This window comes from Streptomyces sp. NPDC058000 (assembly GCF_042886435.1).
GTDB lineage: Bacteria > Actinomycetota > Actinomycetes > Streptomycetales > Streptomycetaceae > Streptomyces.
In genome coordinates, this window is record NZ_JBHVQS010000036.1 from 1 (window position 1) to 13724 (window position 13724).

The following is a 13724-nucleotide window of genomic DNA, read 5'->3' on the forward strand; positions in this document are numbered from 1 at the left end:
GTGCCGGACGTAAAGCGAAGCAGTCCGGCACACCCCAACCCCACAGCCCCGGCACCGCACCCAACAGCCCCGCGCAGCGGACCCGCCCGCCGCAGGCGAAACGACGCCGCACAGCGGCAACGTACGAAACCCAGCCAAGCGCAGCGGACCGGCCCAGGACGTGGGCCCCCCGGGGAAGCGCCGCGCTCCCCTATACGGCATCGTGTGCATGACCGGTCGGCAGGAGGCGTAGGTAAGAGGAGCGGAGAGACGTGGCGTCGGATCCACCACGCGGCAGCAGTGACGGCGGCAGCGGTAGAAGTAATGGCAGCGGTACCTCGGAGCAGGCCGGTCTTCCGGAGGAGCGCAAGCCGCAGTCGGACGAGGCGCGTAGTGCCTTCACCCCGCCGCTGGGCGTTCCGTTGCCCCCGCCGCCCGAGGAGGAGCACCCCACCTCCGAGTTCGCGTTGCCGGACGGGCTGCGGGCGGAGGTGCCGGCCGAGCCGGAGGGGTCGGCGTTCGCCCGGCCGGGGGGCACCACCGGTCAGACCCCGCTCTCCACGTTCACGCCGCCACACGGCATACCGGTACTCAGCCTGACCAAGGAAGCGCCGTGGCAGGACCGGATGCGCACCATGCTGCGGATGCCGATCCACGAGCGGCCGGTGCCCGAGCGCGCGGAGCGCGCCGAGGAGGAGGGCACCGGGCCCGCCGTGCCGCGCGTCCTGGACCTGACGCTGCGTATCGGCGAGATCCTGCTGGCCGGTGGTGAGGGCGCCGAGGACGTCGAGGCGGCGATGTTCGGCGTGGCGCACGCCTACGGGCTGGAGCGGGTCGAGCCGACCGTCACCTTCACCCTGTTGTCGATCTCGTACCAGCCGTCCCTGGTCGACGACCCGGTCACCGCGAGCCGGACGGTGCGGCGGCGCGGTGTCGACTACAACCGGCTGTCGGCGGTCTTCGGGCTGGTCGACGAGATCACCTCGGAGGGGATCAGCCTCGAAGAGGCGTACCGCGGCCTGGCCGAGATCCGTCGTAACCGGCACCCGTACCCGAGCTGGGGACTGACGCTGGCCTCCGGGCTGCTGTCCGGCGCGGCGAGCATGCTGGTCGGCGGCGGGACGCTGGTGTTCATCGCGGCGGCGATCGGCTCGATACTCGGTGACCGGATCGCCTGGCTCGCGTCCGCGCGCGGACTGCCGGAGTTCTACCAGTTCGTGGTCGCGGCGATGCCGCCGGCCGGGATAGGACTCGTCTTCGCCCTGGCGCATTCCAACGTGCAGTCCTCCGCGGTGATCACCGGTGGGCTGTTCGCCCTGATCCCGGGGCGGGCGCTGGTCGCCGCCGTGCAGGACGGGCTGACCGGCTACTACATCACCGCCTCCGCGCGCCTGTTGGAGGTCGGCTACCTGATCGTCGGCATCGTGGTCGGCGTGCTGTCCGTGCTCTACCTCGGGTTGCAGGTCGATCCCGGCCTCAAGCGGCTCAACCCGGAGCAGGCGCTGCAGCTGTACAACGAGCCGTTGGTGCAGACCGCGGCGTCGATGCTGCTGGCGCTGGCGTTCTGCGTCCTGCTCCAACAGGAGCGGCACACGGTGGCGTTCGCGACCATAAACGGCGGGGTCGCGTGGGTGGTGTACGGGGCGCTGACCTCCACCGCCGGATTCAACGCGGTGCCCTCCACCGCCATCGCCGCGGGGCTCGTCGGCCTCTTCGGCCAGCTGCTCTCCAGGTACCGCTACGCCTCGGCGTTGCCCTATGTGACCGCGGCGATCGGCCCGCTGCTCCCCGGTAGTGCGACCTACTTCGGGCTGCTCAACTTCGCCCAGGGGAATCTGCTGGAAGGCTTCTCGTCGCTGATCAAGGCCGCCTCGCTGGCGCTGGCGATCGCCGTCGGGGTCAACCTCGGAGGCGAGGTCGCCCGGCTGTTCCTCAGGGCGCCCGGGCTCACCGAGGCGGGCGCGGGACGCCGAGCGGCCAAGCGGACCCGCGGCTTCTAGGACCTGATCCACCGGACAGGGACACGTCCTGGGTCGGCGGACCCGCGACACGCACGACGGGCGGCCCCCAGATGGGTGCCGCCCGTTCGCGTATGAAAATCAGAGCGCGTCTGCGGGCGGTCGGGGCCCCGGAGAACCCCGTCCGCCGGCCGGATCGGCTCCGGTCGGGTCAGTGCCCGCCCTGCGCCTCAAGGCGCTTGTAGGACGCCTCGATCTCGGCCTCGGCCTCGGTGCGGCCGACCCAGTTGGCACCCTCGACGGACTTGCCGGGCTCCAGGTCCTTGTAGACCTCGAAGAAGTGCTGGATCTCCAGGCGGTCGAACTCCGAGACGTGGTGGATGTCGCGGAGGTGCTCCACACGCGGGTCGGAGGCGGGCACGCACAGCAGCTTGTCGTCGCCGCCGGCCTCGTCCGTCATCCGGAACATGCCGATGGCGCGGCACTTGATGAGGCAGCCCGGGAAGGTCGGCTCGTCCAGGATGACCAGGGCGTCCAGCGGGTCGCCGTCCTCGCCGAGGGTGTTCTCGACAAATCCGTAGTCGGCCGGGTAGCTGGTCGAGGTGAAGAGTCGACGGTCCAGGCGGATCCGACCGGTCTCGTGGTCCACCTCGTACTTGTTCCGCGAACCCTTCGGGATCTCGATGGTGACGTCGAACTCCACGGGTGGCTCCTCCATGATCAACACATACGTCTGGTGATTAAGTGTCCCCCACGCAGGTGTGTGGTGGCGAAAGGGGCTGGTCCGAAGTGCCCGAGACCCGAACGTGGCAGGTCAGATGGCAGTCGGCGCAGCGTTTCGCGCGGGTGGCGGCACGCCGGGCCGGGCGTTCCGCACGGACCGCGGCACGAGCCGCACAGCGCGCTGCGCACACGACGTCGAACGCCGCACAGCAGGCGTGGCAGAGCGCACCGCGGCATACGAGGCAGACCTGGCAACTGACCGCGCTGTCCGCCGCCACCGGTCTGTCGGTCGCGGTCGTCGCGGTGGCGGCGGCCGGGCCGTGGGACTCGGGTCAGCGTACGGCCGAGCGGGCGGCGGCGGCCCCCGCTCCGGCAACAGGTGGCGAGCATCACGATGACGGCCGGGCGCCCGGCCCGGCGCCCAGCGCGCCGGCCGTGCTGACCGCGCTCGGCACCCCGGCGCGCGGTGCGGCGGGCCGGGGCGCGGCGCCGGTGCCCACCGACGCGGGGCTGGCCGACGCCCTCGCGCCGCTGCTGGCCGACCCGGCGCTGGGCCCGCTGCGGACCGCGTCCGTCGTGGACGTCGCGAACGGTCGGCAGGTCTTCGGCGAGAAGCCGGACGAGGCGGCCACCCCGGCCTCCACGGTCAAACTGGCCACCGCGGTGGCCGCGCTCTCCCTGCTCGGTGCCGACCACCGCATCGACACCGGTGTCGTGCTGGCCGGCAAGGACCGGATCGTCCTGGTCGGCGGCGGCGACCCGACGCTCACCGCCCGGGCGTCCGGCGCCGGCCCCGGCGAGCGGCCGGCCAGTCTGCGGGACCTCGCCGACGCCACCGCCCGCGCCCTGAAACAGCGCAAGCTCACCACCGTCGGCCTCGGCTACGACGCCTCCGCCTACGCGGGGCCCGTCGAGCACCCCATCGGCCCCAACGAGAACATCGCCCCGGTCACCGCCCTGATGACCGACGAGGCCCGCCTCGACGACAGCGACCACGGCACCGCACCGCGCTCCACCGACCCCGCCCGCGACGCCGCCGGCGCCTTCGCGGGCCTCCTCAAGGAGCGCGGCATCACGGTCACGGGCGATCCCGACGAGGCCCGCGCCCCGAAGGCCCCCGAGCGGATCGCCGTCGTCCGCTCCCTGCCGCTCTCCGCCCTCGTCGAGTGGATGCTGACCTACAGCGACAACGACATCGCCGAGGCGCTGGCCCGCCAGACCGCGCTCGCCGCCCATCAGCCCGCCAGCTTCGACGGCGCCGCCCAGGCCGTACGGGACGCGCTGGCCGCCCAGCACCTCCCGCTGACCGGCGCCGTCTTCGAGGACGGCAGCGGCCTGGACCGGGACGACAAGGTCTCCGCGAACCTGCTCTCCCACCTCCTGTTGGCCGCCGCCGCCCCCAACAAGCCCGATCTCCGCCCGATCGTCACCGGCCTCCCGGTGGCCGCCTTCACCGGCACCCTCAGCGGCCGTTACGTGGGCGACACCGCCGGCGCCGGCACGGTACGCGCCAAGACCGGCACCCTCACCGGCGTCAACAGCCTCGCCGGCACCGTCGTCGACGCCGACGGCCGCCTGCTGGCCTTCGCCTTCATGACCACCGGCACCACCGACCCCCAGGCCGCCCAGAAGGCCCTGGACCGCATGGCCTCCACGGTGGCCAACTGCGGCTGCCGCTAGACCGGCCCCTCGGCCCTTCCGGTCCGTCACCGCATCCCGAAAGCCCCGCGCGGCGGGCATCGCCTGCCGTAGGCGCCATGGCGGGACAGCCGACAACGTGGACCGACCACCCCAGTCGGCTACCCCATAGCGGGGCGTCCCCGTACGGTGAACCCATGACGAGCATCGGTGGTGTGGAGATGGTCGACTGGAATCTCGCGGTGGCGACCGCGACCCGGTTCGTACGGCCCGGACCGGAGGTGAGCCGGGACGAGGCGCGGGCGATCGTCGCCGAGCTGCGCAAACACGCCAAGGAGTCCGAGGCGCACGTCCGGGGGTTCACCCGGATGGCGCAGCCCGGTGCGGAGGGCGAGGCGGCGCCGCACGACACACCGGTCCTGGTGGTGGACCGCCCCGGCTGGATCCGCGCCAACGTCGCCGGGTTCCGGGCGGTGCTGAAGCCGCTGCTCGCCAAGATGGAGGACCGGCGGTCCTCGACGCCCGGCGGTGCGGTGCTCGGCGCGGTCGGCGGCAAGGTGACCGGCGTGGAGCTGGGGATGCTGCTGTCGTTCCTGGCCTCGCGGGTGTTGGGCCAGTACGAGACGTTCGCCCCGGCCTCGCGGAACCTGCCGGCCGGGACGCAGGGCGGCCGGCTGCTGCTGGTGGCGCCGAACATCGTCCACGTGGAGCGGGAGCTCGACGTGGCGCCGCACGACTTCCGGCTGTGGGTGTGCCTGCACGAGGAGACCCACCGGACCCAGTTCAGCGCCGTGCCCTGGCTGCGGGACCACATCGAGGGGGAGATCCAGTCCTTCCTCGCGGAGACCGACGTCGACCCGGGGACGCTGCTGGAGCGACTGCGGGAGGCCGCCCAGTCGCTGGCCGGCGCCAAGCCGGAGGGCGAGGAGAGCGACGAGAGCCGGTCGCTGGTGGACCTGGTGCAGACGCCCGCGCAGCGGGAGATCCTCGGGCGGTTGACCGCGGTGATGTCGCTCCTGGAGGGACACGCCGACTTCGTCATGGACGGGGTGGGGCCCGAGGTGGTGCCCTCGGTGGCGGAGATCCGGGAGAAGTTCCAGAAGCGGCGGGCCAGCGGCGCGGGCCGGCTGGACGTGGCGCTGCGGAAGCTGCTGGGGCTGGACGCGAAACTCCGGCAGTACCGTGACGGCGAGCGGTTCGTGAGCTCCGTCGTCGAGGAGGTCGGCATGGACGGCTTCAATCGCATCTGGACGTCGCCGAACACCCTCCCCACCAAACAGGAGATCGCCAAACCGGCGGACTGGGTCGCGCGGGTGCACCGCAAGGTTGACGGGGCACCGTAAGCGCAGGACGTGAGCTGGGCACGCCGTGCGGCAGAAGAGCGCCCCTTCAATCACCCGTCTGAGGGACCGTGACCGATGGATAGGCGTGCAATGCTCGGGGAACTGCTCGTCTCTGTCACCATCTAGGCACTCTGTGTGACGAAGTGCCGTCCACGGCCCGAGCTCGCCCCCCAGCTGAACGATTGGAAACGGACATGGGTCCCCATCCAGCGGTCGCCGCGATACGCCTGGCGGTCCGCCGCGTACTCCACGACGTGCTCAACCACCACTGCGCGCAGGACCGGCACGGTGCCCCCCTCGTGCTCGTCGCGTGCTCCGGCGGCGCCGATTCGATGGCGCTCGCCTCCGCCCTCGCTTTCGAAGCCCCCAAACTGGGCGTCCGTGCCGGGGGCGTGACCATCGACCACGGCCTCCAGGAAGGCTCCGACCTCCGTGCCGCCGAGGTCGCGCTGCGCCTGCGGGCACTCAAGCTCGACCCCGTCGACGTGGTCAGCGTCGAGGTGGGCCGGGCCGGCGGCCCCGAAGCCGCCGCCCGGGACGCCCGTTACGCCGCTCTGGACGCCACCGCCGACCGCCACGGCGCCAGTGCGGTCCTCCTCGGCCACACCCGCGACGACCAGGCGGAGACCGTCCTCCTGGGGCTGGCCCGTGGCTCCGGGATCCGCTCGCTCTCCGGGATGGCCGCGACCGCCGGGACGAACGGCCGCTACCGCCGCCCCTTCCTGGACGTGGACCGGCAGACCGCCCGTACGGCGTGCCTCATCCAGGCCCTGCCCGTCTGGGACGATCCCCACAACACCGACCCCGCATACACCCGTTCACGACTGCGGCACGAGGGGCTGCCCGCCCTGGAGAAGTGCCTGGGCAAGGGCGTCGTCGAGGCCCTGGCGCGGACCGCCCAGCTCTCCCGCGACGACGCCGACGCGCTGGACGCCTGGGCCGCCGAAGCCGAGGCGTCGGTGCTCGACGAAGCCGGCGCCCTCGACGTCGCCGGGCTCTTCGCGCTGCCGCCCGCGGTGCGCCGTCGGGTGCTGCGCCGGACGGTCATCGCGGCCGGTTCGCCGGCCGGTTCGCTCTTCGCCCGGCACATCGAGGAAGTGGACCGACTGATCACGGCCTGGCGGGGGCAGGGGGCCATCAACCTGCCCGGGCGCGTGGGTGTGCGACGGCAGGGTGGCAGACTGGTCATTCGGCAGGGCTGAGCCGCAGGAGATCGAGCCCTGTTTCGTGACCTCGCGACCGGTTCCGGTTTCGTGAGCTCCGATCTGCACACCGAACCGAACGAGAGTGGCACGGGTGGACGACAAGGACATGGGCGCCGACCTTCAGTCGGTGCTCATCACCAAGGAAGAGATCGACGCCAAGCTGGCCGAGCTGGCTGCGAAGATCGACGCGGAGTACGCGGGCAAGGACCTGCTCATCGTCGGTGTCCTCAAGGGCGCGGTGATGGTGATGGCGGACCTGGCGCGTGCCCTGTCCAACCCCGTCACGATGGACTGGATGGCCGTGTCCTCCTACGGCGCGGGCACCCAGTCCTCCGGTGTGGTCCGCATCCTCAAGGACCTGGACACCGACATCAAGGGCAAGCACGTCCTGATCGTCGAGGACATCATCGACTCGGGCCTGACGCTGTCGTGGCTGCTGTCCAACCTCGGTTCGCGCGAGCCCGCCTCGCTGGAGGTGTGCACGCTGCTTCGGAAGCCCGACGCGGCCAAGGTGGCGATCGACGTGAAGTGGATCGGCTTCGACATTCCCAACGAATTCGTCGTCGGCTATGGCCTGGACTTTGCGGAGAAGTACCGCAATCTGCCGTTCGTCGGTACCCTCTCGCCCCACGTGTACGGCGGCTGAGGGCGCACTCCGCGCTCGCCGGTCACCGTGCCGGACGAGGGCTCGGACGGCCCGTTTCGCCCGGCGGGAACCCTTCGGGGTTTCCCGCCGTTGGAGCAGGGAGAGGGGAATCCCGGGCTTCATTGCTCCCCACCGGCGCAGGCGCCGGGTGACAATGCTGGGGTACCGTCCGAAGGCAATCTGTTTTCGGGCCAGTAATACACACCGTACGCACGACCAGCCCTCCCAAGGGCGTTGTGCCTCACTGTGGCAGGAGGGACGGGGCCTTACGCGGCTCCGTATGGATGGACGTGAAGCGATACTTCCGTGGGCCGGTCATGTGGATCGTGCTGGCCGTCCTCGCCGTGGTCGTGTTGATGCAGGTCGTCGGCTCGTCCGGCGGCTATAAGACGGTGGACACCGGTCAGGTCGTCAAGGCGATCGCTGACAACAAGGTGAAATCCGCCGAGCTGACCACCGGCGACGAGAACAAGATCAAGATCGAGTTGTCGGGCGACAACAAGATCTCCGGCTCCAACAAGATTCAGGCCAGCTACATCGGCGACCAGGGCGTTGACCTGGCGAAGAACCTGCAGGCCAAGTACCAGACCGGCGAGATCAAGGACGGGTACACCGTTGCCCCGTCGAAGCAGAACCCGTTCGTCGGTGTGCTGCTCTCGCTGCTCCCGTTCGTGCTCATCGTGGTCGTCTTCCTGTTCCTGATGAATCAGATGCAGGGCGGCGGCTCCCGGGTGATGAACTTCGGCAAGTCGAAGGCGAAGCTGATCACCAAGGACACCCCCAAGACGACGTTCTCGGACGTCGCGGGTGCCGATGAGGCCGTCGAGGAGCTCCACGAGATCAAGGAGTTCCTCCAGGAGCCGGCGAAGTTCCAGGCCGTCGGCGCCAAGATCCCCAAGGGTGTGCTGCTCTACGGCCCGCCCGGTACGGGTAAGACGCTGCTCGCGCGGGCCGTCGCCGGCGAGGCGGGCGTCCCGTTCTACTCGATCTCCGGCTCCGACTTCGTCGAGATGTTCGTCGGTGTCGGTGCCTCCCGGGTCCGTGACCTCTTCGAGCAGGCCAAGGCGAACGCCCCGGCGATCGTCTTCGTCGACGAGATCGACGCCGTCGGCCGGCACCGCGGTGCGGGTCTCGGTGGTGGTCACGACGAGCGTGAGCAGACCCTCAACCAGCTCCTCGTCGAGATGGACGGCTTCGACGTGAAGGGCGGCGTGATCCTGATCGCCGCCACGAACCGTCCGGACATCCTCGACCCGGCGCTGCTGCGCCCGGGCCGTTTCGACCGGCAGATCGCCGTCGACCGTCCGGACCTTCAGGGCCGGCTGGAGATCCTCAAGGTTCACCAGAAGGGCAAGCCGGTCGCGCCGGACGTCGACCTCTCGGCCGTCGCCAAGCGCACCCCCGGCTTCACCGGTGCCGATCTGTCCAACGTCCTGAACGAGGCCGCCCTGCTGACGGCCCGGAGCGACGAGAAGCTGATCAACAACCACTTCCTGGACGAGGCGATCGACCGCGTCGTGGCCGGACCGCAGAAGCGGACCCGGATCATGTCCGAGAAGGAGAAGAAGATCACCGCGTACCACGAGGGCGGACACGCCCTGGTCGCGGCGGCTTCGCCGAACTCCGACCCGGTCCACAAGATCACGATCCTGTCCCGCGGTCGGGCCCTGGGCTACACCATGGTCCTGCCCGACGAGGACAAGTACTCCACCACCCGCAACGAGATGCTCGACCAGCTGGCATACATGCTGGGCGGGCGCGCGGCGGAGGAGCTGGTCTTCCACGACCCGACCACGGGCGCCGCGAACGACATCGAGAAGGCGACCGCGACGGCCCGCGCGATGGTCACGCAGTACGGCATGACCGAGCGGCTCGGCGCGATCAAGTTCGGCTCGGACAACTCCGAGCCGTTCCTGGGCCGTGAGATGGCTCACCAGCGCGACTACTCCGAAGAGGTCGCCGCGCTGGTCGACGAGGAAGTCAAGAAGCTCATCGAGACCGCGCACAACGAGGCGTGGGAGATCCTGGTCGAGAACCGCGACGTGCTCGACAACCTCGTGTTGGAGCTCCTGGAGAAGGAGACCCTCAACAAGGAGCAGATCGCCGAGGTCTTCAAGCACATCGTGAAGCGCCCGGCCCGCCCGGCGTGGACCGGCTCCTCGCGCCGTACGCCCTCGACCCGTCCGCCGGTGCTGACGCCCAAGGAGCTGGCCCCGGCCAATGGCTCCGTGGCGCCGGCGGTCTCCATGGACAAGGCGGAGGCGTCCGAGGAACCGCGTCCGGAGAGCTGAGTCGGCGGGTCGTAAGGCCCCGGAATACATGCCGCGCCCCCCGTGGTTTTAGCCTGGGGGGCGCGGCATTCCGCGTTCAAGCGGGCCCAGAAGGAACGAGGCACCAATGACGGACCCTGTGACGCTGGACGTCGAGGGCGCGATCGGCACGTTTGACGAGAAGCGTGCCGAGAACGCCGTGCGAGAGTTGCTCATCGCGGTGGGCGAGGACCCCGACCGTGAGGGGCTGCTGGAGACGCCGGCGCGGGTTGCCCGGGCGTACAAGGAGCTCTTCGCCGGTTTGTGGCAGAAGCCCGAGGACGTGCTGACCACCACCTTCGACATCGGCCACGACGAGATGGTGCTGGTCAAGGACATCGAGGTGGTCTCGAACTGCGAGCACCACCTGGTCCCGTTCGTCGGGGTGGCCCACGTCGGCTACATCCCGTCCACCAACGGGAAGATCACCGGGCTGTCCAAGCTGGCCCGGCTGGTCGATGTGTTCGCCCGGCGCCCGCAGGTCCAGGAGCGGCTGACCACGCAGGTCGCCGACTCGCTGATGAAGATCCTGGAGCCGCGCGGGGTGATCGTGGTCATCGAGTGCGAGCACATGTGCATGACCATGCGCGGGGTGCGGAAGCCGGGGGCGAAGACGACGACGTCCGCGGTGCGCGGGCAGCTGCGCGATCCCGCGACGCGGGCCGAGGCGATGAGCCTGATACTGGCCCGCTGAAGTCTTAGGACCGGCTTCGGGGCGTCCTGCGGGGCGCCGCGGTCGGAAACGGAGAGCGGCCCGGGGCCCACGGCAATCCGCCGTGGGCCCCGGGCCGCTCCCGGGCTGTGAGGGCCTGGTCAGGCGCTGAGGTGGCCGCCCATCCACGCCAGGGCGGACGGGATCTCCCGGCGCCAGGTGTTGAAGTTGTGGCCGCCGCTGTCGAGGATGATCGACGCGACGGTGGAGGGCGACTTGGTGCCCTCGATGAACTTCAGGGTGGGCTTGTAGTTGCTCTCGCCGTGCTTGCTGCTGGTGACCAGCAGGTTCACCGGGGGAGCGGGCACGTGCTTCTGCCGCCAGTGGAGGTCGTTCTCCCGCTCCAGCTGCTTGCTGCCGCCGAAGAGGGCGCCGGTGGTGGCGTCGATCGGCGCCTTGTAGTCACCGGAGAGGGACACCGCGGTGGAGTACGCCTTGGGGTTGCGCATGGTCAGCTTCAGGGCGCAGTAGCCACCGGTGGAGTCGCCCATGATGCCCCAGCTCTTGGCGTCCTTGCCGACGCGGTACTCGCCGCTGATGTCGTGGCGCAGGTCGTGGGCGAAGAACGTCTCGGTCTGGGGGCCGTTGGGTATGTCCACGCACTCCGTGTCGCGGGGCGGGGCCACGGTCGGGCGCATCATCACCAGGACGGTCGGCTGGATGCGGTTCTGCTGGAGCAGGTCGTACTGGGTCTGCGGGTAGTGCAGCTTCTTGTAGAGCGCCTCGGCGGTGCCGGGGTAGCCGGTCAGGACCACCGCCGCCGGGAACTTCTTGTGCGCGTACTTCTGCTGGAAGTACTGCGGCGGCAGGTAGACGTACGCCGGGCTGGCGATCTTGGACTTCCCGCCGCGGATCAGGACCTTGTCCAGCCGGCCGGCGGTCGCCGGGACCGAGGCGCCCTGGATGCTCAGGCGCTCGGTGCCCAGCATCTTGAGGTTGGTGCCGTTCGGGGTGGACTTGTAGTTGGTGACCACGCCCGGTTCCTGCTCCTGGCCGAAGAGGTCGGCCCAGGAGGCGTAGAACCCGAAGCTGTTGTTGGCGAAGAGGCCGATGGCTGCGAAGAGTGAGAGCTGCGTGGCGAAGAGCAGACCGATGCGGCCGAGCACTGCGCGCCAGTTGCCCTTGGAGAGCCGCGGCCAGAGCCAGATGGTGAGAACGAACAGTGCCACCGCGACGAGGACGGTAAGAAGCAGCACTTTCTTGCTGGTGAGACCCATGTGGTGCTTTCTTCCGGGCGGCCGGGCCATCCGGACCGCAAGTGGAACCCCGAGCCCTGAGACGCCGTCATACAGGGCGCATAAGTCCAGATGCTGCGACTAAGGCTCGCACGTTCTCTCGACCGGGGCGACGGGAAAGTGATGTCTGACAGGCTAGATGGCGAAAAGTCGGAGAAGGTTGCGTGGTCTGCGCCACGCTGGCTCCGCGGCCCGCGGCCCGCATCGGTACCGGGGCTGGTGGGCACGGCCGGAGCCGTGGTCGGTCTGTTGAATCTGGTGTCCGGGATGTTCCCGCGCTTCCGGCACAGTCGGGTGCACGCGGTGGCCGAGGTGCTGCCGGGGGCGGTGAGCCCGCTGGCGGCCTCCGCCTCGCTCGTCGTCGGGATCCTGCTGCTGCTCCTGGCCCACGGGCTCAAGCGGCGCAAGCGGCGGGCCTGGGTGGCGGCGGTGGCGCTGCTGCCGGTGGGGATCGCGGCCCAGCTGGTGTACCGGCACTCGGTCTTCGGGGCGGTGCTGTCGCTGGTGCTGCTGGGGTTCCTGATCCGGCACCGGCGGGAGTTCGCGGCGCTGCCCGATCCGCGCAGCCGCTGGAAGGCGGTGGCCAACCTCGTCGTCCTGGGTGGGGTCAGCTTCGCCCTCGGCATGGTGATCGTCAGCTCCCACCCGCACAAGATCGTCGGCTCGCCGTCGTTCGGGGAGCGTGCCGAGCACGTGCTGTGGGGGCTCTTCGGCTTCGAGGGGCCGGTCGCCTACACCAACGGCGTGGACTACACCGTGGGCTACTCACTCGGTGCGCTGGGCCTGCTGACCGTGGCCACCACCGCGTATCTGGCCTTCCGCCCGGAGCATCCCGCGGCCCGGTTGACGGACGAGGACGAGCAGCGGCTGCGGGAGCTGCTGGACAAGCACGGCAGCCGGGACTCGCTCGGCTACTTCGCGCTGCGCCGGGACAAGGGCGCGGTGTTCTCGCCGTCCGGCAAGGCCGCGGTCTGCTACCGGGTGATCTCCGGCGTGATGCTGGCCAGCGGCGACCCGATCGGGGACGTCGAGGCGTGGCCGGGCGCCATCGAGCGCTTCATGGAGGAGGCGCGGGCGCACTCCTGGACCCCGGCGGTCACCGGGTGCAGTGAGACCGGCGGCCAGGTGTGGACCCGGGAGACCGGGATGGACGCGCTGGAGCTGGGCGACGAGGCGATCGTGGACGTGGCCGACTTCACCCTGACCGGCCGGTCGATGCGCAATGTGCGGCAGATGGTCAAGCGCATCGAGCGGAACGGCTACGAGACCCGGGTCCGGCGGGTCCGCGACCTGGATCCGGAGGAGCTGGCCCGTATCCAGAGGGCGGCGGACGCCTGGCGGGACACCGACACCGAGCGCGGCTTCTCCATGGCGCTGGGCCGGATCGACGCCGAGGCCGACGGCGACGCGGTGATCGCCACCGCGCACCAGGCGCCGGCCGAGGGCGAGGAGCCGGGCCCGTTCGGGGACCTCGAGGCGATGCAGCACTTCGTCCCGTGGGGGCGCGACGGGATCTCGTTGGAGCTGATGCGGCGGGACCGCAGCGCCGACCCGGGGATGAACGAGCTGCTGATCGTGGCGGCGCTGCAGGCGGCGCCGGAGCTGCGGATCAAGCAGGTGTCGCTGAACTTCGCGGTGTTCCGCTCGTCGCTGGAGCGCGGCGAGAAGCTGGGCGCGGGGCCGGTGCTGCGGGTCTGGCGGGGCATGTTGATCTTCCTGTCCCGTTGGTACCAGATCGAGTCGCTGTACAAGTTCAACGACAAGTTCCAGCCACGCTGGGAGCCGCGGTTCGTGGTGTTCCGCAACAGCCGGGACATCCCGCGGATCGGCCTGGCGACGTTGCAGGCCGAGGGGTACCTGGAGCTGCCGCGGGTGCTGCGCCGTCGGAAGGCCGCCGCGTCGCAGCCGTGCGGGCACCTGGAGGAGTCGGTGCTCGCGGCCGGGGCGCTGGAGAAGGTGGCGTAACGTCCCGGCGG

The 13724-nt window shown here is 70.4% G+C and carries 10 protein-coding genes; 8 read left to right on the top strand and 2 right to left on the bottom strand.

Annotated features, from left to right (window positions below):
• Positions 1-251 precede the first annotated feature (251 nt).
• Complete coding sequence (locus ACFVT2_RS28230) at positions 252-1979, top strand: threonine/serine exporter ThrE family protein (protein WP_390022362.1); 1728 nt, start codon at positions 252-254, stop codon at positions 1977-1979.
• A gap of 169 nt (positions 1980-2148) precedes the next feature.
• On the opposite strand, the gene ACFVT2_RS28235 is transcribed toward ACFVT2_RS28230, so the two are convergent.
• Positions 2149-2640: an inorganic diphosphatase gene (locus ACFVT2_RS28235; RefSeq protein WP_364852626.1), complete on the bottom strand. Its 492-nt coding sequence runs from the start codon at positions 2638-2640 to the stop codon at positions 2149-2151.
• Between the two features lie 86 nt (positions 2641-2726).
• On the opposite strand from ACFVT2_RS28235, the gene dacB reads away from it, so the two are divergent.
• From dacB to folE, 6 genes are all read left to right on the top strand, one after another.
• Positions 2727-4340, top strand: coding sequence for a D-alanyl-D-alanine carboxypeptidase/D-alanyl-D-alanine-endopeptidase (dacB, locus tag ACFVT2_RS28240; RefSeq protein ID WP_390022363.1), 1614 nt, complete (start codon positions 2727-2729; stop codon positions 4338-4340).
• Between the two features lie 155 nt (positions 4341-4495).
• Complete coding sequence (locus ACFVT2_RS28245) at positions 4496-5641, top strand: zinc-dependent metalloprotease (RefSeq protein WP_390022365.1); 1146 nt, start codon at positions 4496-4498, stop codon at positions 5639-5641.
• Between the two features lie 194 nt (positions 5642-5835).
• On the top strand, positions 5836-6843 hold the full coding sequence (gene tilS / locus ACFVT2_RS28250; protein WP_390022367.1) for a tRNA lysidine(34) synthetase TilS: 1008 nt from the start codon (positions 5836-5838) through the stop codon (positions 6841-6843).
• Between the two features lie 109 nt (positions 6844-6952).
• Positions 6953-7492, top strand: a complete 540-nt coding sequence (gene hpt, locus ACFVT2_RS28255) for a hypoxanthine phosphoribosyltransferase (protein ID WP_039641113.1) — start codon at positions 6953-6955, stop codon at positions 7490-7492.
• A gap of 284 nt (positions 7493-7776) precedes the next feature.
• Positions 7777-9783 carry an ATP-dependent zinc metalloprotease FtsH gene (gene ftsH / locus ACFVT2_RS28260; RefSeq protein WP_390022368.1) on the top strand — a complete coding sequence of 669 codons (2007 nt, stop codon included), beginning with the start codon at positions 7777-7779 and terminating at the stop codon, positions 9781-9783.
• A 106-nt stretch (positions 9784-9889) separates the two neighbouring features.
• A complete protein-coding gene (folE, locus tag ACFVT2_RS28265; protein WP_390022369.1) occupies positions 9890-10495 on the top strand; it encodes a GTP cyclohydrolase I FolE in 606 nt (201 codons plus the stop codon).
• Positions 10496-10614: 119 nt separating this feature from the next.
• Here folE and ACFVT2_RS28270 read toward each other — a convergent pair whose 3' ends face one another.
• Complete coding sequence (locus ACFVT2_RS28270) at positions 10615-11730, bottom strand: alpha/beta hydrolase (RefSeq protein ID WP_390022370.1); 1116 nt, start codon at positions 11728-11730, stop codon at positions 10615-10617.
• A gap of 141 nt (positions 11731-11871) precedes the next feature.
• Between ACFVT2_RS28270 and ACFVT2_RS28275 the strand changes: the two genes are divergently transcribed.
• Positions 11872-13713 (top strand): phosphatidylglycerol lysyltransferase domain-containing protein, encoded by a 1842-nt coding sequence (locus tag ACFVT2_RS28275; RefSeq protein WP_390022371.1) that lies wholly within the window; start codon positions 11872-11874, stop codon positions 13711-13713.
• The last annotated feature ends 11 nt before the right edge of the window (positions 13714-13724 follow it).

Bases quoted from the DNA above. Each gene is read 5' to 3' on its own strand.
- ACFVT2_RS28245 (WP_390022365.1), top strand. From the start codon at position 4,496: ATGACGAGCATCGGTGGTGTGGAGATGGTCGACTGGAATCTCGCGGTG.
- tilS (WP_390022367.1), top strand. From the start codon at position 5,836: ATGGGTCCCCATCCAGCGGTCGCCGCGATACGCCTGGCGGTCCGCCGC.
- hpt (WP_039641113.1), top strand. From the start codon at position 6,953: ATGGGCGCCGACCTTCAGTCGGTGCTCATCACCAAGGAAGAGATCGAC.
- ftsH (WP_390022368.1), top strand. From the start codon at position 7,777: ATGGACGTGAAGCGATACTTCCGTGGGCCGGTCATGTGGATCGTGCTG.
- folE (WP_390022369.1), top strand. From the start codon at position 9,890: ATGACGGACCCTGTGACGCTGGACGTCGAGGGCGCGATCGGCACGTTT.
- ACFVT2_RS28270 (WP_390022370.1), bottom strand. From the start codon at position 11,730: ATGGGTCTCACCAGCAAGAAAGTGCTGCTTCTTACCGTCCTCGTCGCG.
- ACFVT2_RS28275 (WP_390022371.1), top strand. From the start codon at position 11,872: ATGTCTGACAGGCTAGATGGCGAAAAGTCGGAGAAGGTTGCGTGGTCT.